This is a genomic window from Lacibacter sp. H375 (assembly GCF_037892425.1).
Lineage (GTDB): Bacteria > Bacteroidota > Bacteroidia > Chitinophagales > Chitinophagaceae > Lacibacter.
Window position 1 is genome coordinate 418,924 of record NZ_JBBKTT010000001.1, and the last position, 19,373, is coordinate 438,296.

21 protein-coding genes are annotated in these 19,373 nt (G+C 40.4%); 15 read left to right on the forward strand and 6 right to left on the reverse strand.

Translation table 11 applies throughout. The features are described 5' to 3' along the window. Nucleotides 1-58: 58 nt before the first annotated feature. On the reverse strand, nt 59-868 hold the full coding sequence (locus tag WG954_RS01830) for a penicillin-binding transpeptidase domain-containing protein (protein WP_340433045.1): 810 nt from the start codon (nt 866-868) through the stop codon (nt 59-61). 110 nt (nt 869-978) lie between these two features. On the opposite strand from WG954_RS01830, the gene WG954_RS01835 reads away from it, so the two are divergent. Together WG954_RS01835 and WG954_RS01840 are read left to right on the forward strand one after the other, a co-directional pair. Next, on the forward strand, nt 979-1,890 hold the full coding sequence (locus tag WG954_RS01835) for a hypothetical protein (protein ID WP_340433047.1): 912 nt from the start codon (nt 979-981) through the stop codon (nt 1,888-1,890). Between the two features lie 87 nt (nt 1,891-1,977). Next, nucleotides 1,978-2,553 carry a hypothetical protein gene (locus WG954_RS01840; protein WP_340433049.1) on the forward strand — a complete coding sequence of 192 codons (576 nt, stop codon included), beginning with the start codon at nt 1,978-1,980 and terminating at the stop codon, nt 2,551-2,553. 5 nt (nt 2,554-2,558) lie between these two features. On the opposite strand, the gene WG954_RS01845 is transcribed toward WG954_RS01840, so the two are convergent. Both WG954_RS01845 and kbl read right to left on the reverse strand, forming a co-directional pair. Then, nucleotides 2,559-3,098 (reverse strand): hypothetical protein, encoded by a 540-nt coding sequence (locus WG954_RS01845; protein WP_340433050.1) that lies wholly within the window; start codon nt 3,096-3,098, stop codon nt 2,559-2,561. Beyond that, entirely contained in the window at nt 3,095-4,294 is a 1,200-nt protein-coding gene (gene kbl, locus WG954_RS01850; RefSeq protein WP_340433052.1) for a glycine C-acetyltransferase, read from the reverse strand. The genes WG954_RS01845 and kbl overlap by 4 nt, the downstream gene beginning before the upstream one ends. Nucleotides 4,295-4,439: 145 nt before the next feature. Between kbl and WG954_RS01855 the strand changes: the two genes are divergently transcribed. The 7 genes from WG954_RS01855 to WG954_RS01885 all read left to right on the forward strand — a co-directional run bounded on the left by WG954_RS01855 (nt 4,440) and on the right by WG954_RS01885 (nt 10,239). Further along, entirely contained in the window at nt 4,440-4,637 is a 198-nt protein-coding gene (locus WG954_RS01855; protein ID WP_340433054.1) for a hypothetical protein, read from the forward strand. Nucleotides 4,638-4,723: 86 nt separating this feature from the next. After that, nucleotides 4,724-5,209 (forward strand): RNA polymerase sigma factor, encoded by a 486-nt coding sequence (locus tag WG954_RS01860; RefSeq protein ID WP_340433056.1) that lies wholly within the window; start codon nt 4,724-4,726, stop codon nt 5,207-5,209. Nucleotides 5,210-5,259: 50 nt separating this feature from the next. Then, nucleotides 5,260-6,339 carry an anti-sigma factor family protein gene (locus tag WG954_RS01865; protein WP_340433057.1) on the forward strand — a complete coding sequence of 360 codons (1,080 nt, stop codon included), beginning with the start codon at nt 5,260-5,262 and terminating at the stop codon, nt 6,337-6,339. Between the two features lie 24 nt (nt 6,340-6,363). After that, on the forward strand, nt 6,364-7,224 hold the full coding sequence (locus WG954_RS01870; protein ID WP_340433059.1) for an outer membrane beta-barrel protein: 861 nt from the start codon (nt 6,364-6,366) through the stop codon (nt 7,222-7,224). 143 nt (nt 7,225-7,367) lie between these two features. Continuing rightward, entirely contained in the window at nt 7,368-7,775 is a 408-nt protein-coding gene (locus WG954_RS01875) for a DUF4332 domain-containing protein (protein ID WP_340433061.1), read from the forward strand. Between the two features lie 172 nt (nt 7,776-7,947). Further along, nucleotides 7,948-8,505, forward strand: coding sequence for a L,D-transpeptidase family protein (locus WG954_RS01880; protein WP_340433064.1), 558 nt, complete (start codon nt 7,948-7,950; stop codon nt 8,503-8,505). A gap of 69 nt (nt 8,506-8,574) precedes the next feature. Then, the gene (locus WG954_RS01885) at nt 8,575-10,239 is read left to right on the forward strand and encodes a hypothetical protein (protein WP_340433066.1); all 1,665 of its coding nucleotides are present in this window, start codon (nt 8,575-8,577) and stop codon (nt 10,237-10,239) included. 93 nt (nt 10,240-10,332) lie between these two features. Here WG954_RS01885 and acs read toward each other — a convergent pair whose 3' ends face one another. Next, on the reverse strand, nt 10,333-12,276 hold the full coding sequence (gene acs / locus WG954_RS01890; protein ID WP_340433068.1) for an acetate--CoA ligase: 1,944 nt from the start codon (nt 12,274-12,276) through the stop codon (nt 10,333-10,335). Nucleotides 12,277-12,460: 184 nt separating this feature from the next. Between acs and WG954_RS01895 the strand changes: the two genes are divergently transcribed. Further along, the gene (locus WG954_RS01895) at nt 12,461-14,395 is read left to right on the forward strand and encodes a T9SS type B sorting domain-containing protein (protein ID WP_340433070.1); all 1,935 of its coding nucleotides are present in this window, start codon (nt 12,461-12,463) and stop codon (nt 14,393-14,395) included. Nucleotides 14,396-14,536: 141 nt separating this feature from the next. Further along, nucleotides 14,537-15,430, forward strand: a complete 894-nt coding sequence (gene gldA, locus WG954_RS01900; protein WP_340433071.1) for a gliding motility-associated ABC transporter ATP-binding subunit GldA — start codon at nt 14,537-14,539, stop codon at nt 15,428-15,430. On the opposite strand, the gene WG954_RS01905 is transcribed toward gldA, so the two are convergent. Beyond that, nucleotides 15,427-15,999, reverse strand: a complete 573-nt coding sequence (locus WG954_RS01905; RefSeq protein ID WP_340433073.1) for a DUF4126 domain-containing protein — start codon at nt 15,997-15,999, stop codon at nt 15,427-15,429. The two genes, gldA and WG954_RS01905, sit on opposite strands and share 4 nt — an antisense overlap. Before the next feature lie 226 nt (nt 16,000-16,225). Here WG954_RS01905 and eno point away from each other — a divergent pair, with 226 nt between their 5' ends. The 4 genes from eno to nth all read left to right on the forward strand — a co-directional run bounded on the left by eno (nt 16,226) and on the right by nth (nt 18,907). Next, a complete protein-coding gene (gene eno, locus WG954_RS01910) occupies nt 16,226-17,518 on the forward strand; it encodes a phosphopyruvate hydratase (protein WP_340433076.1) in 1,293 nt (430 codons plus the stop codon). Nucleotides 17,519-17,588: 70 nt separating this feature from the next. After that, nucleotides 17,589-17,882, forward strand: a complete 294-nt coding sequence (locus WG954_RS01915; protein WP_324230655.1) for an FtsB family cell division protein — start codon at nt 17,589-17,591, stop codon at nt 17,880-17,882. A 96-nt stretch (nt 17,883-17,978) separates the two neighbouring features. Continuing rightward, the gene (locus WG954_RS01920; protein WP_324230654.1) at nt 17,979-18,227 is read left to right on the forward strand and encodes an anti-sigma factor; all 249 of its coding nucleotides are present in this window, start codon (nt 17,979-17,981) and stop codon (nt 18,225-18,227) included. Nucleotides 18,228-18,262: 35 nt separating this feature from the next. Beyond that, complete coding sequence (nth, locus tag WG954_RS01925; protein ID WP_340433080.1) at nt 18,263-18,907, forward strand: endonuclease III; 645 nt, start codon at nt 18,263-18,265, stop codon at nt 18,905-18,907. Here nth and WG954_RS01930 read toward each other — a convergent pair whose 3' ends face one another. Then, nucleotides 18,908-19,354 carry a RidA family protein gene (locus tag WG954_RS01930; RefSeq protein ID WP_340433083.1) on the reverse strand — a complete coding sequence of 149 codons (447 nt, stop codon included), beginning with the start codon at nt 19,352-19,354 and terminating at the stop codon, nt 18,908-18,910. Nucleotides 19,355-19,373 lie beyond the last annotated feature (19 nt).

Consider the following 19,373-nt stretch of genomic DNA (forward strand, 5'->3'; position numbering starts at 1 on the left):
ATGGGGCAAAGGAAACCGATTGTTCCACTATCAAAAATTAAATATCAGATATTCCTTGTTATTTTTTCCCTTGCATAAAATCGTAGTGCTTCAAAATATCTTTTAACAAAGCAAGACGATTATTGCGCATATCATAGTTCTGATCGGGAGATTGTACCAGTAACACAAAAAAGTATGGATGACGGTTCTCTTCTATCCAGCCAACGATCCAGCCAATGTTTTCTCCTTTTTCATCAAAGCCCCAACCGGTTTTGTAAGCAAGTTTGTACAACGAATTTTCTTCCTGCATCATCACTTTACGAACGATCTGCTGTGTACGTTTTTGAAAAGGAAGTTGCTCAAAATACAGGCGCTTTACCAAACCCAATTGTTCATCGGGCGAAATCTTAATGGTATTGTTGAGCCAGAAAGAATCAATAACACTGCCTAATTTCATATTACCGTACTTGATCGAATCGATCCAGAATTGCATGGTATCTCTTCCAATATTCCGTGCCAGTTGTTGGTAGTAAGGGACATATGAATTTTTAAAAGCTTGCTCCATAGTTATATCAGCAATAACCTCAGTTTTTTGCTCTGGAATTATACCGTCGTACTTGATAATCATCTTTTCATCAAAGAGCTTACCCGTTTCCAAACCAATAAGTGAGTTCACAATTTTGAACGTGGAAGCGGGTGTAAAACGTTTTCGGAAATTAGCTGAATCGTAAATGGTAAACTGTGCCTGCGCATTATCAAACAACGAAAAAGAACCCGTTGCTTTGTATTTATCGAAATACTGTTTCAGGTCGTTATCAATTGAAAAATTATTGATAGAACAAGAGTTAAATAGCACAACCAGGAAGAACAAAACAGGAACAAACCGCATGTTTAAAATTTTGCACAAAAGTAAAGTGAGAATGTGAATGGCCACTTAAAACTTTCCGAAAAGCAATAAGCATCTTTTCAATGCGTTTTAGAGTCTCAAAACCAGCCACCATGTCCCGTACACTCCTTCTGCTGTTGATCAGTGTTACTTTTTTTGCACTAAGCTGTAAGAAAAATGAAACTGGCACCAGTTCTGCAAAAGTCATCTTCAAATTCAAATTTGATTCCACGCAGGTAAGGCTGAACAATATTGGCCAGCCATCAACCATACCTGCAGGAAATGCAGCCCAAAGTGGCGTGATGAATAAGATGAGTGCGCATTATATTGAGATTGCTCCCGGTCCTCTTACTTTATTGGGAAAGGGCGCAGTTCTGTATCATGCAGCAGAAACAACAGCAGGTGGCAGTAAAGCCATTGATTTTGAAAAAGCACCACAAGCCGGTAATAACGAAGTGTTTTATGAAGTGCCGATCAACCAGATCGCAATTGGTGAATATGAATGGTTACGTATTTCGCTCGCCTATCAAAATGGAGATGTGAAAATAAGAGTTGATACAAGCATCAACGGTGTTTCCATTAACCAGGATCGTACGGCAACCATTGCGTCCTTCATCGGTTTCAACAGCTATATCAAATCATTTACCGTAAAAACACAAAGCATTCCGGTAAATGGCAACCGCACTCAGGGTTTCTGGGGTTTGGAAACAAGTGTTCCTGTGCTGGGAACAAATATTCCTATTACACAAAACGGACAGGCACCGGCCGGGGCAACAACAGTTGTAAATCCACTGTTCAATACATCGCCTATCCCTGCAGGAAGTTGTGTGGTAACTGCTGCATTTGCCAATGGAAAACTGAAGATCACCGGAAATGAAACAAAAGATATTGTTGTGGAATGCAGTTTCAGCATTAACAAAAGTGTGGAATGGAAAGACCTGAACCCAAATGGTAAATGGGAACCGCTGAAAGGCGAAACATTGGTTGATATGGGCATCCGTGGTTTGATCCCTACCATTAAATAAAAGCACTTAAAACCTATTAACAACAGAGGCTAACTTCAAATAAAAATTGCATCTTGCAGTACTTATTTTAAGCAAAAAATCAGATAGATGAAAAAGAATCAACTCTATGTACTAACACTTCTCTTTGCAATTATTTCCTTCGGGCTAAACTCCTGTTCAAAAGAAAAATCTTTCAGCAGTGGCGGCAGCGGGGGAACCGGTGGAACAGGTGGCAGCGGAGGCGGTGGTGGAAACAGCAGCTATTTCGTGAAATTTAAAATTGATGGTGTACAAAAAGATTTCAGCGGATCAACAAACGCTCTTTTAACATCGTTCGATGCTGGCGGAACAATGATCTATACAGGGGCATTCCAGGGAATGCAAAATGCAACAAATCCGCAAGTAAACCTGATGGGAATAAACATTAATGATGTTACCGCAATTGTTACAAATAAGACTTATACAGATGCAATGGTTGGTGTAACTATACAGGGTGCACTGATCTACTTTAATGCAAGCGGCGAACAGTTAAGTTCACTTTTTGTTACAACTGATGCAAATGTTGCGATTCGTCTTTCTGAGATCACAACAACAAGCATAAGCGGAACATTTAGTGGGAAAGTACAGTCGATGACAGGTGCTCCTTTAGCAATAACTGAAGGAAGTTTCCGGGTAAAACGATAATAAATTCATTTCTCCAGCTTCAGCAATCCTTGCTGCTGTCCAACTACTTTATAACTATCAACGGGTGGTATTTCTTTTGAAGTACCACCCGTTTTTTTAATAGGATTTGTTGCGTACGTAGTAAATGAAACGATCAAACCGTCAGCTGTTAATTCGTACTTGCTCACAATTGTACTTCCGGAAACAGAAAACACTGAGGTAAACGTATTGCCGATAAAATATCCATCCAGCACAATTGTATTTCGTTCATCAATTTGCCAATGGCCTTTTGAAGTATCAACCGGCAATAATACATACGGACGATCATCAACCTTGTTTCCAGTGGAAGGATTATCATCACCATAAATTATCTGCCAGGTATAACGACCGCTGTCAACAGCTTGAATATTCAACCGCATGGTAAATTGCTGTGGCGCTTTTTCAGCCCTGTTCCATGCAAGTGTACCCTTCCAGTTGCCAACAAAAGATTGTGGGAATGAAAGTTTTTGTGCTGATGAAACCAAACAGATCAGCATCAATGCATGTGCAATCAAGAGTTTCCTCATGCAGTTACTTCTTTCAATACACCCAACTCCTTACCTACTTTGGTAAACGCTGCAATGGCTTTATCCAAATGTTGTTGATCGTGCGCCGCACTCAGTTGTACACGGATACGAGCTTGCCCTTTCGGCACAACGGGGAAGAAAAATCCGATCACATAGATTCCTTCCTTCAACAATTTGGCCGCAAAATCCTGCGCCACCACCGCATCGTATAACATGATGGGAACAATTGGATGATCACCGGGTTTAATATCAAAACCGGCGGCGGTCATTTTACTACGGAAGTATTTTGTATTTGCCTCGAGTTTATCACGGAGTTCAGTTGTTTCGCTTAACAGATCCATCACTGCAATAGATGCACCCACAATACTTGGGGCAAGCGTATTGCTGAAAAGATAAGGGCGTGAACGTTGGCGCAACATTTCAATTACTTCTTTACGTCCGCTGGTGAAGCCACCACTTGCACCGCCGAGTGCTTTACCCAAAGTGCCGGTAATGATATCGATCTTACCCATCACGCCACGGTATTCATGTGTACCTCGACCAGTCTTTCCGAGAAAGCCACTTGAATGACACTCATCTACCATAATTGCCGCATCATATTTTTCTGCGAGTTCAGCAATTTTATCAAGTTGGGCAATAGTACCATCCATGCTGAAACTTCCATCGGTAACAATCACACGGTTACGGGCATCCGCAGCTTCCTGAAGTTTTGCTTCCAGATCGGCCATGTTGTTATGCTCATAACGGAAACGCTGGGCTTTACACAAACGAACGCCATCAATAATACTGGCATGGTTCAATGCATCGCTGATGATGGCATCCTGCTCACCAAACAATGGTTCAAATACACCTCCATTGGCATCGAAAGCTGCTGCATATAAAATGGTATCTTCTGTACCGAGGAATTTCGAAATTTTCGCTTCCAGCTCTTTATGGATATCCTGTGTGCCGCAGATAAAACGCACACTGCTCATCCCAAATCCACGCAAATCGATGTATTTTTTTGCTGCCTCAATAACTTTCGGATGAGAGGACAACCCAAGATAATTGTTGGCGCAGAAATTCAGCACAATCTTCCCGTTGACCATGATCTCAGGACCTTGGGCGCTCTCAATGATTCGCTCGGTTTTAAAAAGCCCGTTGGTCTTGATCTCATCCAATTCATTTGCAATGCGTTGCACTAATTTCTCATTCATAACAATAAGTTTAAGCGACAAAAATAAGAGGATTCAGAGGTTCTTTTATGCGTAACCGATTGCATGTTCAAGAAATTCACACAAATATGTGGTGCAACTGTAACATTTTCCTTCTACCTTCGTCTTATCCTTCAAACAGGTGTTTATGAAAAAGCAAATCATCCTTCTTGGCGCTGTGGTATTAGTTACCGTTTCTGCATGGGCATTGCTTAACATTACACCTAACAAGAAATCAGCTGCTACTTCTCCCAAATGCAGCAAAACCTGCCAGGAAAAACCGGCGCCTAACTCGGCCCCGCAAACCGGCTTTTTCATTTTCGATTCTTTTTCGGGTACGCTTTAAAAATATTTTTATTTTCCTGTAACTTTTATTTTCGGTGTCCGTAATACTGATAGTTAAACTTATCATCACGGATCACTAACTGATTTATGACCGCCAGAGAATATAATGAATGTGTGACCCGGTATGCCGACAACGTATACCGTTTTATCCTCAAGAATTTGGGGCACGAAGAAGATGCACGGGATGTTGTGCAAAGTGCTTTCGAAAAATTGTGGGTGAATAAAGACAATGTAGATAATGAACGCAGCAAATCATACCTGTTTACCATTGCCTACAACCAGATGATCGATCACATTCGCAAACACAAACGGATGACCTTGCGGGATGAATTTGCAGAAGAAGTGAGAATACAGGACCGGCCGCAACATAATATGAAGAAAGTGTTGGAAGAAGCACTGGCCCGGTTAAGTGAAACAGCAAGAAGCCTTGTTTTATTAAAAGATTACGAAGGATATAGTTACGACGAGATTGGTGAAATAACGGGATTGAACGAGAGCCAGGTAAAAGTTTATTTGCACCGAGCAAGATTACAGTTGAAAAATTATTTAGTGAGTATTGAAAATGTAATGTAGTTGAAAGAACCAAGGCACATATCCTGGGTTCAAGAAAATAAACACAAACAATGAATATTAACCGCCATAATTACGAAGAGTTTTTCCTCCTGTATGTCGACAATGAGTTGACAGCCGGGCAGCGGAAAATTGTGGAAGCATTTGTGGCGACCAATCCGGATCTGCAGGAAGAATTTGATTTGATCCGGCAGTCTGTTTTTACAGATGATGTAAAACTGGATACTTCATTCATCAACTCTTTATTGAAACCGGTTGATGAAGAAAGCAACATCAATGAAGAGCAATTGTTACTTTATGTTGATGATGAATTAAGAGCTGATGAAAAAGCACAAGTTGAAAAAGAACTTGTAGCTAACACAACACTTCAAAAAGAATTACAATGGCTTCGTCGAAGCCAGTTAACAGCTGACACTTCTATTGTATTCCCCGATAAATCTTTACTGTACAAACAAGCTGAACCTGCACGTGTGTTCTCGCTGAGCATAACAGCCAGGAGATGGAGCGCTGCAGCTGCAGTTGTTGTGTTGCTGGGTAGTGCTATGTGGCTGATGTTGGATAAAACGAAAACAACAGATAAACAAGAATCTATTGCTGTAGTTGATCAACAACAACCAGTAAAGAAAAATACAGAAGAAACAAGCAGGCCTTCTTCAGTAAAAGATTTAGTGAAAGAGACATTGGATGAACAAACCAGCGAGTTTAATCAGTCTACAGCATCTACTGAATCTACAGAAAAAACAAAAACATCTACAACTGGTAATGTTTCTGCTCCTGCAGTTAACACAACTGAACAAACAGAAACAACAATTACTACGCCTGTTGTTGAACAACCAATAGATATTGTGAAGACTGATGTGCCAGAAAAAATATTTGAAGAAAAAAATGACGCTCCCAGTAACATTCCACAAACTTCAACCGTACAACCTATAGCAAACAACATCAGCTATGCTGCTTACAACAATGATGTTGCCGACAATGACGAGGATGCACTCCTTAACGAAGAAAGGCAACGCAGAAGTGGAATAGCAGGGTTGATAAAAAAAGCAAAACGGACGCTTGAACGTAAAACCGGTATTCAATCAAGTTCTTCCGAAGTACGCTTTGCAGTGTTTGCAGTAAACACCCAATAACAAAAACTTTAAACGGAAATTTTTATGAAGCAGTTTTTATTCTCATTGCTAGGTCTAGTACTATGCCTCGGACTCAACGCACAATCTGACACCACAAAACCACAAAGTGCCGATACCATTAAAGTCGGTAACATGATCATCATCAAAAAACATGATGGTAAAGAAAAGAAAACAGAAAAAGATGAAAAAGACGGTGACGACGATGATGATGGCGTATCGGTTGAAATCAAAAAACGTAAAGACTACAAAAAATCAAACGTAAGCACCAACTGGCTTATTCTTGATCTTGGTTTCTCAAATGTAAATGATCAAACAAATTATGCATCCCCTGAAGCACAGGCTTTTTTTCCAGCAGGAACAAAAGATCAAATGGGTTTGCGTAACGGTCGATCCATTAATGTAAATGTCTGGTTCTTCATGCAACGTGTTAACATTATCAAACACGTAGTAAATCTGAAATACGGTTTAGGTGTGGAAATGAACAATTACAGCTTTGAAAAAAGTATTCGGTACAATACTGAACCAGTTACAAATATTACCGTTGATAACTTCAAATACAAGAAAAACAAACTGGCAGCCGATTATTTAACAGTGCCAGTTATGCTCGACTTCAATTTTGCTCCAAAGCGCAAAAAAGGTTATGGCTTCAGCGCAGGTGTTAGCGCAGGTTACATGTATGCAGCCCGCCAAAAAATGAAGAGTGAACAAAATGGCAAAGAAAAAGTAAGAAGCGATTTCAACCTTGAACCATGGAAGCTTTCTGCAATTGGCGAATTGAACCTTGGTGCGGTTCGCTTGTACGGTAGCTATGCACTTAACAACTTACATAAAAACGGACTGGAACAAACACCTTACAACTTTGGTATAAGATTTAGCAGCTGGTAATACAGCTCACGCTGTATTCTCTGGCTTAACCGCTCTTCAATTTTGAGGAGCGGTTTTTTTATTCCTCCGTGAAGAGCCTGTCCGGATTTTTTCGGCAGGTTGGGTGGGTTTTTTCTTTACATTGCCGAACTAAAAAAAGAATCATGAGTTATAAAGTGATCGATATTGAAGGCATCGGGCCAAACTATGCAGCACGTTTGGAAACTATGGCCATTTTTACAACAGACGATCTGTTGATACAAGGCGGAACAAAAAAAGGAAGGGTAGCTATTCATGAAGTAACCCAGATTCCGGAAAACCTGGTCCTTACCTGGGTGAACCATGCCGATCTGCATCGTATAAATGGCGTTGCCGGACAAACAGCAGAATTGCTCGAAGCTGCAGGTGTTGATACCGTTAAAGAACTTGCAACACGTAATGCCGAAAACCTGCACACTAAACTCCTTGAAACAAATGAAAAGTTTGGTTTGACCGGCAAAGTTCCTTCAGCAGAAAAACTGGCAGCCATGATTTCCGAAGCAAAAACACTGGATCAAAAAGTTTTTCACTAAGCATTCTTACGAATAAGAAATTAAAGCCGCCGTCTTTACAAGGCGGCTTTATTGTTTGTATCAAACAAGGTTATCCATCAGTTCTCCATAAAGGGATTGTTAATTAAATTCACACTCATACTATAGCATAATTATTGCCCGTTAATTCTGTACTGTTGAAAACAACGTGTAAATGAAGAACCGATCAACCCCACTTATTTTTTGTTGTGTGCTGATGCTGCTGTTATCCGGGTTTAGTTTTTTCAGCCGGAGTAAAACAGCACTTCAAAAACCAGCTGTAAGAAAATCAGCTTTTTACAAAGTAGTTATCGATAAAAGCAACTACGAGCTGAAAGTGTATGATGAAGAAGGATGGTTGTTTACCTACCCGGTTGTGTTTGGTTCAAGTGAACTGACCGATAAGATGATGGAAGGCGACCGCCGCACACCCGAAGGCACTTACCACATCATTGCTAAAAAACTCCACGCTGAATGGGGCCATTTCTTATTACTTGATTATCCCACGCAAAGTGATATTGAAAAATTCAATGCCCGGAAATCGAGAGGGATGATTCCCTATAATGCGAGACCTGGCGGCGGCATTGGTATCCATGCCACACGCCGTAACGAAGACCGCTTTGTAGATTACTATTACAACTGGACGCTGGGTTGCATTTCCACAAAGCGTGAATATGCCAAAGAATTATATACGCTGCTTCCTGTTGGCACAGAAGTAACCATACTTAGATAATAAAATACCGTCTCAAGGGTATGAAAAGAACAAACAGGAATTGCTTTTTTTGGTTTCAAACTCCACAACATGAAACCGATTTATGTTCTGCTGCTTCTTTTTGCAGGCAGCAGTCTTGCAACACAAGCCCAAAAACTTTCCCAAGAAGGAACACACGAAATTTCAAAAAAAGCAAACAAAGGCTACCTGTATGAGCCAACGGTAGATGAAGCAAAGAATGAGGTTGTAATGACCTATGTTACTAAAGCATCAGGCCGTAAAGCAAAGTTTGAAACTTACAAATTTGACCTTGAATTTAATTTCAAGGGAATGGAAGAAAGTGAAGTTCCATTAGAAAAAATTAAAGGCTTTAAAGCCGATAAAGGTGAAGAATATTCTGTTGAAGCCGTTACTGTGGAGCCGAATCTTTTAGGCACACTAATTCTTAAAAGTAAAACCTACAAACGCAAATGGAACTGGTTTTGGGGTGGCTATGATACTAAAGTGAGTTTCGGCGAAAAAATAAAACCAAAAAGCGACGATGGAGGCAAGTTTCAATACATCGCTCATTCTGAACAACAGGAAAGCGGCAACATTCTGATCTTTGCCGGCGATAAAGGAACAGGGCTTGGCAATGCGTTAAAGATGACCACCGAAATTCATATTCTACGTTTTGATCATGACTTGAATAAGATAAGCGACAATCTGTTGAAGTTTGACTATCCGCAAACTGTGGTTGCAGTTAACACAGACGACCAAGATGATGATAATGATACAGACAATGATGTATTGCTTCTTTTTGCACCGATGGGTGGGAAGGCTTATAAAAAATCTGCCGACCCGGTTGCCACCAACTACACATTTGTTCGAGTGGGAAAAGATGGCACTGTAAAAGAACGTGTAAGTGTTGCATCAAAAGCAGGCATTTTCAATGGCAATATGTTTGTGACAATTGGAGATGATGTACTGATCATGGGAGCTACCGGAGAAAAGACAGATGATTATTTCGATGAAAAATTTGCTGCACCCGTAAACATGCGTGATGATGAAGTAGAAAAATTTAAAGCAAAAGGTTTCCAGGTTGTAAAGATCTCAAAAGGCAAAACAGAATTTGTGAGTAACAATACGTTGGAAGATTTCGATAAAAAATCACAATCGCCCCCGTCACAAAAAAAGAACCCTGAGTATACCGGCCGAAAATTCAAAGTTGCAGATATAAAACTTTTAAGTAACGGTGACATTTTATTGGCTGGACAGAAATATACCAAAGCAAAAGGCGGAGGACATGTGATGAAGTTTGGTAATCTTGGTTCTCTTGGCGGCGGCAGTGGCGGTGGTGCTGAATATGAAGATATTATCATGATGCATTTTGGAGGCAACGGTGTGTTAAAAGCTTCTTACGGAGTACGTAGAGAAGAAAATGACAAAGACGCAAAATCGTCGCCCAATAACCAACTGATCATGGAAAGCAAAGATGGAAAATCTGTTTACTGGACCATTATGGAAATGAAAGGCTGGAGACAGGAAAAAGAATTGGGTGAAAGCAAATATAAATTCCTGATGTATCCCAATGTTACCAAAATCGATGTTGCTAATGCAAAAATTGGTGACTTCGTGCAGATGGGCCAAGGCAAATCAGATTATTACGTCAACAACAAATACCCATCGCTCCCAATTGGTAAGGGGCAAATTGTTTTCTTAGGTGAAAATAAAAGTGGAAAAACATTATGGTTTGCAAAGATGCCGCTGGAATAAAATTCTTCAGCGACTTTAAAAAACTTACACGGATCGATACCCAAAATCCTCTTGTAAGAAAGAGCCCCGACGTAGGTTTCGGGGCTTCTCTTTTTATAACTTTCCGTTTTTTATTTCATCTACAACTGTTGGATCAAGCAATGCCGATGTGTCACCAAGATTTGAAATTTCGCCTTCGGCAATTTTCCGAAGAATGCGCCGCATGATCTTACCACTTCTTGTTTTTGGTAAGCCGCTTACAAACTGGATCTTATCAGGCTTTGCAATGGGGCCGATAACACGTGTTACCGTTTGCAAAATATCCTTTCGTGTAAGTTCTTCATCATTGTTATGCATATGCCCATAGATCACGTACGCATAAATGCCTTGCCCTTTTACATCATGCGGATAGCCAACCACTGCACTTTCCACAACACCTGCATGCATGTTGATCGCATTCTCTACCTCCGCAGTACCAATACGATGACCACTTACATTCAACACATCATCTACCCTTCCTGTAATTCGATAGAATCCATTTTCATCTTTTAATGCGCCATCACCGGTGAAGTATAAATTTTCATACGTTGCAAAATAGTTCTGCCGGCAACGTTCATGATCACCGAAGGTTGTGCGGAGAATTGCAGGCCAAGGTGCTTTAATGCACAGGTTTCCTTTTAAATGACCATACTCATCTTTCTCAGTAACTTCTTTTCCATTTTCATCAACCAAAATTGGTTGCACACCCGGCATCGGTAAAGTTGCCCAACTTGGTTTTGCCGGTGTAACACCAGCCATGTTTGAAATTAAACAACCACCAGTTTCTGTTTGCCACCAAGTATCAACAATAGGACATTTACCCTTGCCTACATGTTCATCATACCAATGCCATGCTTCTTCATTGATGGGTTCACCAACAGTGCCCAATATTTTTAACGAGGAAAGATCCTTTCCTTTCAATGGATCTAACCCAAAACCCATTAAACTGCGGATGGCTGTTGGTGCGGTGTAAAGAATATTTACTTTATGCTTATCAACAATGTCCCAAAAACGACCTGCATCGGGCCATGTAGGAATACCTTCAAACATCATTGAAGTAGCACCAGCACTTAACGGACCGTATAAAATGTAACTGTGTCCTGTGATCCAACCAATATCAGCAGTGCAAAAATGCACATCACCTTTATTGTATTGAAATGTATTCACGAATGTGTAGTTCGTCCACACCATATAACCTGCACTGCTATGCACCACACCTTTTGGTTTACCTGTTGAACCACTAGTATATAAAATGAACAAAGGATCTTCGGCATCCATTTCCTGTGCAGGAAAACTTACCTCACCATTTTTTTCCACCTGGTGTTCAGCAAATTCCATTTCATCTTCCCACCACACATCTCTTCCTTTTAACATGGAAACAGGAGTGCGTGTGCGTGTATAAACAATTACTTTTTTAATTGTGCGGTTGCCGATCAATGCATCATCGATCACACTCTTCAATGGAATATCTTTATTGCCACGGTAAGCACCATCGCAGGTAACAATAAATTCTGCTTGTGCATCATACAAACGGTCAGCAATACTTTGTGCAGAGAAACCACCAAAGATCACACTATGTATAGCACCAATGCGGGCACAACCTAACACGGCATAAGCCAACTCAGGAACCATGCCCATGTAAATACAAACACGATCACCTTTTTTAACGCCATTGTTAATGAGCACCTGTGCAAACTGACAAACACGTTTATGCAAACGGTTATATGTTACTACACGAACTCTTTCTTCAGGATTGTTTGGCTCCCATATAATGGCGGGTTTATCACCCATTGTTTCTAAATGGCGATCAATACAATTTTCAGTGATGTTGAGCTTAGCACCTTTGAACCATTCTACTTTTGGTTCTTTAAAATTCCATTCAAGAACCTTATCCCATTTTTTTCGAAAATGAAAATGTTCAGCAATTGAACCCCAGAACTCTTCGGGTTGTTCAACACTTTTTTGATAAGCTTCTTTATACTCGTCGTAAGATTTGATCTGGTAAGGATATGACATCATTCGTTCTTTGGGCGGTAAATATAAAAATATTGCAGCCTTATGCAGCGAATTTTATTCGGCATCAGTCTTTTTATTGAAAGAACACAGACAATACCCTATTGATCTGTTTGATGTCTGTTCATATGGTTGGTTTTTTATGAAAGCCTTTGTTGTTTAGCAAGGGCTTTTTGTTTGTTGTAAATGAATGTTTACATTTAAGCTTCTTAAGCAACCGATGTACAACCTGAAGCCATTTTGTATTTTAATAGCGATTGTTAGTCTATGCCTGTCGATGGTTCAATCGTATGCGCAATGCTCAAGCAACGTATTATTTTATGAAAATTTTGGCGGCGGAGTCGGATCTCCCCTAACTGGCGCAAGACTTCCCGCCGGTGTTACAACTTATGCATTTGATTCGCTTGGTGCTATTGATGATGGACAATATGGAATACGTAAAACAACAGCTGACATTGCAAGCGGTCAACGGCAATTTGGTGTATGGCATATTGGTAGTGATCGTTCCGGCGGCAATATGATGATCGTGAATGCTGATTACACCGCAGGAAAGTTTTACGAAACAAGTGTCAGCAATCTCTGCTCTGGCTCGCAATTGTATTTTTCTGCGTGGTTGGCAAATCTCATTCCTTCCGGAAGCACCAATCCTCTAGACCCGATATTACGTTTTGAAATTGCAAGTGCTTCTACCGGTACTGTATTATCAAGTTTTGTAACTGCAGCTATCCCACGTTTTAGTTCACTTACATGGACACAATATGGATTTAATTTTTCTTTGCCTGCTGGTGAAACTTCAGTTATACTTCGCATTTTTAATAACCAGGTTGGTGGTTTAGGGAATGATCTTGCTCTTGATGATATTGAATTCACATTATGCGGCGCAACAATTGCACCCGTTGTGAGCGGAACCCAGTTAAATACAAATGATGCTTGTGTTGGAAGCACAATCAACATCAGTGGAAATGTATCAGGCATATTCTATACAAATCCTGCATACCAATGGCAATTTAACAATGGTAGTGGCTGGGTGAATGTTCCTGCCGCCAACACTCCTAACTTAACCATCAATAATATTCAGAAAGCAGATAGCGGTAATTACCGTTTGCTGGTTGCAGAAGCGGCAAACATCAATTCAAATAATTGTCGTTCTGTTTCAGCACCAATTCCTGTGCATGTATTTGCACCTGTTGCACCAATGCTGCAAAGCAATGCTCCCGTTTGTGAAGGCAAAGATCTTTTACTGATCGTTCCTGTTAATGCCATTGCTTATATATGGACCATAAACGGCATGAACTTAAATATGAGCAGCGATACCTTGCGTAGAAGAAATGTAACGGCAGCCAACAATGGAATGTACCATGTGCGGCTGATCACAAAAGGTGGCTGTTCAAGCATGGATTCAATTGCTGTTACTATTCAATCGAATCCATTGCAACGTCTTCTCCCATTTGATACACTACTGTGCGATGCTCAAACATTAGACGTGGATGCAGAACAACCAACTGCCGCAACCTATTTGTGGAATGATGGAACAACATCGGCACAACGAACACTTTCAGCAGAAGGCACTTATTCATTACTTACAAGTGATGGTGTTTGCGACCGTACAGATAGTTTTGCCATCACCAGAAATTATACTCCTTCTGTTCAGCTTATCAGCGATACTACGCTTTGCGTAAATGAGCCCTTACTGTTGAATGCAACGCATCCCTTAGCTGAATTTTACTTGTGGAGTACAAATGAAACAGACAGCAGTATTGTTGTTACATTTCCCGGTACATATTCTGTTACAGTTGGTAATGGTTGCGGCATTGCTGTTGATGATGTTACAATTGATTACAAAGATTGTGCAGACATGATCTTTGTACCAAATGCATTTACGCCAAACGATGACAGGTTAAATGATGTTTTGTACGCAAAGGCTTATTTCGTTATTGAAGCATTTGATTTTAAAATTTATAATCGGTGGGGGCAACAGATATTTTCAACCAACTCATTGTTTACAGGTTGGGATGGTCGAATGAAGGGCAGTAAAGCTCCACCCGGTCTTTACACCTGGACGGTGAGTTACAAACGCAACGGTAAGCTGTATACACAAAAAGGAACGGTTCTTCTTATTCCCTGATGATGTCCTGCATTTTATGCGTTAGTTTTTCATTTTATTTTGGCCACATAGTATATCCACAAAAATTATTATCGCTGTTTGTTTAAGTTAGCTCAATAATTTTTATGGATATTTCATCTATTTTTGAAGCAAACACAGCACATGTCAATTGAGGTCAACAACCTGGTGAAACTTTATGGTGAGCAAAAAGCGGTGAACAATATTTCCTTTAAAGTAAACAAAGGAGAGATCGTTGGTTTTCTTGGGCCGAATGGAGCAGGAAAAAGTACCACTATGAAAATGATCACGGGTTACCTGCAACCAACAAGTGGTACTGCTGTTGTGTGTGATATAAAGGTGAATGACAATCCGATGGGCAGCAAACAAAAGATCGGCTACTTACCTGAGAGCAATGCGTTATATTACGATATGTATGTGAAAGAGTATTTAGCTTTTGTTGCTGAAGTGCATCAAATACAAAATCCAAAGAACAAAATCCAAACAACAATTGAGCAGGTTGGTTTAACACCTGAAGCACATAAAAAGATCGGACAGTTGTCAAAAGGTTATAAGCAGCGTGTTGGTTTGGCTGCTGCACTCATTCATGATCCTGAAGTATTGATCTTAGATGAACCAACAAGCGGACTTGATCCCAACCAGATCATTGAGATAAGAGATGTGATCAAACAACTTGGATTAAACAAAACAGTTTTATTCTCTTCGCACATCTTACAGGAAGTGCAAGCCATTTGCGACCGTGTGATCATTATCAACAAAGGAACCATTGTCGCAGATGATCAGTTATCTAACCTCTTGAAGAAAGTTCATGCTGGAGAAGTAATTCTTGAATTAAAAGAAGAAGTAGATGAATCGCTCTTCAGTTCAATTCAAAATTGTATTCGCATTAACAACACTACCTGGAAATTTAAAACAGATAATCCGGATGCAGTGAAGAAACAATTGCTGCAATTATCCATCGAAAAAAATCTCAATGTGCTTTCTTTGAAGAGCGATGAGAATTCACTGGAAGATGTGTTCAGGAGTTTGACTAATTAATTTTTTCTCACCACTCGCCCTACTCGCTTCACCAATATCCATCCCACCAAAAACAACATCAGTACTGCAATTAAAATAGGTGCAGTAAAACTCAACGCAGTGCCGCCAATTGCAGCTGCATTCTCACCTGTTGAAACAACAGCATTTCCTACACCTGCAGTTGTCTTTGAAGAAAACAAACGCAGCAAGCCTGTGCCTGCATGCACAGTTCCTGCCGCTCCGCCACCTGCAATAATAGCCATGATCCATTTCAACAACGGACTGAATTCTGCAATGGGCAAAAACGATGCAGCCAGTACAGTTCCTGCTGCTACGGCTAACGGCGTAGCAATTGCATCCAGCAGGTTATCAACAAAAGGAATATAATAAGCGCCAATTTCAAGAATGGCGGCAGTACCAAAACAAATCAACGCAGGCAGGCTTCCCATCCATTGCATATCCGCCGGCAATGCAAACCATTGCTGGTATGCTGCAAAGCTGGCTCCAAGCATGGGCACAAATACCCGGAAACCACAGCAGGCACTCAGGGCAATGCCCATTGCAATGGAAGTAAGTAAAGCTGTGTCCATACAATCGTTTGTTGTACTTAAAAATAATCAATTTCACTGCCTTTTATCCTTTGTTGCTGCCTTTGAATGTCTTTTCTTTGCAGCGCAAACAAAAAAAGTCAGAAAAGAGAGAAGTTAGAAAGTCCGAAAGAACAACTCTGCTGATCTCCATCTTCGGAACGAACAATCTTCCGGTATTTTCTCTTCACGACTTCCGGACTAAAACATTAACTACAAACTGAATTTTATGAGCTTTATCGCAGACATTCATGCAAGACAAATTCTCGACAGCCGTGGCAACCCTACAGTTGAAGTAGACGTGATAACAGATAATGGTATAATTGGCCGTGCTGCCGTACCAAGTGGTGCAAGTACAGGTAAACACGAAGCCGTTGAATTACGTGATGGCGATAAAAGCAAATACCTTGGTCGTGGTGTGATGAAAGCTGTACAAAATGTAAATGATGTTATTGCTGATCAGCTGATCGGTATTGATGTTACACGTCAGGCTTACATCGACAATCTTCTTATTAAAATTGATGGAACAGAAAATAAAGGTTCACTTGGTGCAAACGCAATGCTTGCAGTAAGTATGGCTGTTGCAAAAGCTGCTGCTGAAGAAAGCGGTTTGCCTTTATTCCGTTACCTCGGTGGTGTAAACAGCACAGTGATCCCTGTTCCTATGATGAATATCATGAACGGTGGTGCACATGCTGATAACAAAATTGATTTCCAGGAATTCATGGTGATTCCTTTTGGTGCTCCTTCTTTCAGTGAAGGTTTACGTTGGGGTGTTGAAATTTTCCATCACCTGAAAGCAGTATTAAAGAAAAAAGGCTTCAGCACGAACGTTGGTGATGAAGGTGGTTTTGCTCCTGAAATTCAAAGCAACGAAGAAGCAATTGAAACTGTATTGGAAGCAATTACTGCTGCCGGTTACAAACCAGGTGAGCAGGTTGGTATTGCAATGGATGCGGCATCAAGCGAAATGTATGATGAAGCAACCAACACGTATAAATTCTATAAGAGCAATCCAAGTAAGGTGATCAGCAGCGATGAAATGGTTGCTTACTGGACTGAGTGGGTAAATAAATATCCGATCATTTCGATTGAAGATGGTATGGCTGAAGATGATTGGGCAGGTTGGAAAAAATTAACTGAAAGCCTTGGCAAAAGATGCCAGCTGGTTGGTGATGATCTTTTTGTTACAAACGTAAAACGTTTGAAAGAAGGTATTGATAAAGGTATCAGCAACAGCATCCTGATTAAAGTAAACCAGATTGGTACCGTTACTGAAACAATCAATGCGGTGCAAATGGCACAGAACGCAGGTTTCACAACTGTAATGAGTCATAGAAGTGGTGAAACAGAAGATACTACCATTGCTGATTTGGCTGTTGCATTGAATTGCGGACAAATTAAAACAGGTTCTGCTTCACGTACCGATCGTATGGCAAAGTATAACCAACTCATCCGCATTGAAGAAATGCTGGGCGAGAATGCAATTTATCCGGGCGGAAAGATTAAATTTGGTAAATAGCAAATAGTTAATGGTTCATAGTTCATGGGCATTAACTGTGAACTATGAACCATTTTTATTTTGATCGCATATGAAAATTCTGAATAATATTCCACCCATATTAAAAAACAAATATGTTTTAACCATTATTGGTTTTGCGGTATGGATGTTATTTGTTGACCGGAATGATTTTATTACCCAGATCAGCCGATTTAAGAAACTGACTGAATTAAAGAGCAGTAGTACCTATTACGATCAGAAGATCGAAACGGCCAAAACTGAGCTGGAAAAGCGCAAAAACGACCCTTCAGCCTACGAGCGCCTCGCCCGTGAGAACTATTATATGAAGCGTGATAATGAGGACATTTTCCTCTTTAACGAATAAAAAATACCTACCCGTACAATACAAGTTTACCGACAGCGTTTAATAGCAAAGCAGATCCTTTGAGAAGCCCCTACGCAACAAAAAACAGGATTGCTTATGACACATAAATTTACGCCGGAAGACTTGTTACAATATCTCTACAAAGAAACGACCCCAGCCGAGAATGCCGCCATCGAACAAGCGTTGGCCGAAGATTGGACCCTGAGAGAAAAATTCGAGGTAATCAAAAAAGCAGCTCAACGACTTACGAAATTTAAATTTTCTCCCAGAACAGAAACCGTTCTGTCTGTACTGAAATATGCAAACAAAGATTTAGCAGCTTCCGATATTTCATCTTCAAACTGATCTTTCCCTAATTTCGCCGTCATTCCCAATTCAGAATGACAACAAAAGAGCGTTACCAATCGGTTATTGATTATTTTTCTGTGCATGCCCCTGATGCTGAAACAGAATTACTGTACGACAATCCTTTTCAATTATTAGTGGCCGTTATTTTAAGTGCACAGTGTACTGATAAACGTGTAAACCTCACCACACCTTCTATCTTCGAAAAATATCCTGATGCAGAAAGCATGAGCAAGGCAACGTTTGATGACTTGTTTCCACTCATTAAAAGCATTTCTTATCCCAACAACAAAACCAAACATTTAATTGGCATGGCGCAAAAACTCGTTAACGAGTTTAACAGCGAAGTGCCATTAAGCGTTGAGGAATTGGTGAAGCTGCCGGGTGTTGGACGAAAAACTGCCAACGTTATTACATCGGTTGTCGATGCACAACCGAACATGGCTGTCGATACGCATGTATTTCGTGTAAGTAAACGCATTGGATTAGTGAAACAAGCAGCCACGACTCCTTTAGCTGTTGAAAAAGAATTGATCAAACATTTTCCAACAGAACTTATTCATAAAGCACATCACTGGCTCATTTTACACGGGCGTTATATCTGTGTGGCACGCACTCCAAAATGCAGGGAATGTGGATTACAGCATTGCTGTAAATATTTTGAGAAGAATAACAGGTGATTATTGTTTCGGAAAATGTGCGATCAACTCCACTTCCAGTTTTGCATCGGGCATAAATAACCGAACGATCTGAACCCATGTCGCAGCAGGAAAATCTCCTTTATAAAATTGTTTGCGCACATAGTTCAATTGCTTCATCGCTTCAATATCAGTAGTGTAAAGATTTTCTTTTACCACATGCTGAAAGGTTAAGCCATATTGCTTGAGTGAACGTTCTAAACCACTGTATAATCGCTTCACCCCTTCTTCATTCATATCTGTTGCAACTGTCCCGGAAATGTATAACACATCGCCCACTTTCAATGCCTGCGCATAACCGGCTGATGTATCCTGTTTGTTTGGATTTCCCCAATGCCATTTTTCTTTTTCGATAGGTGCTTTTGTTTGCTGCGCAGCTGTAGCAAATGAAAGAAGCAGGAAGGCAATTATGAATAAGTTTCTGTTCATGATCATAAGATTTGAACGT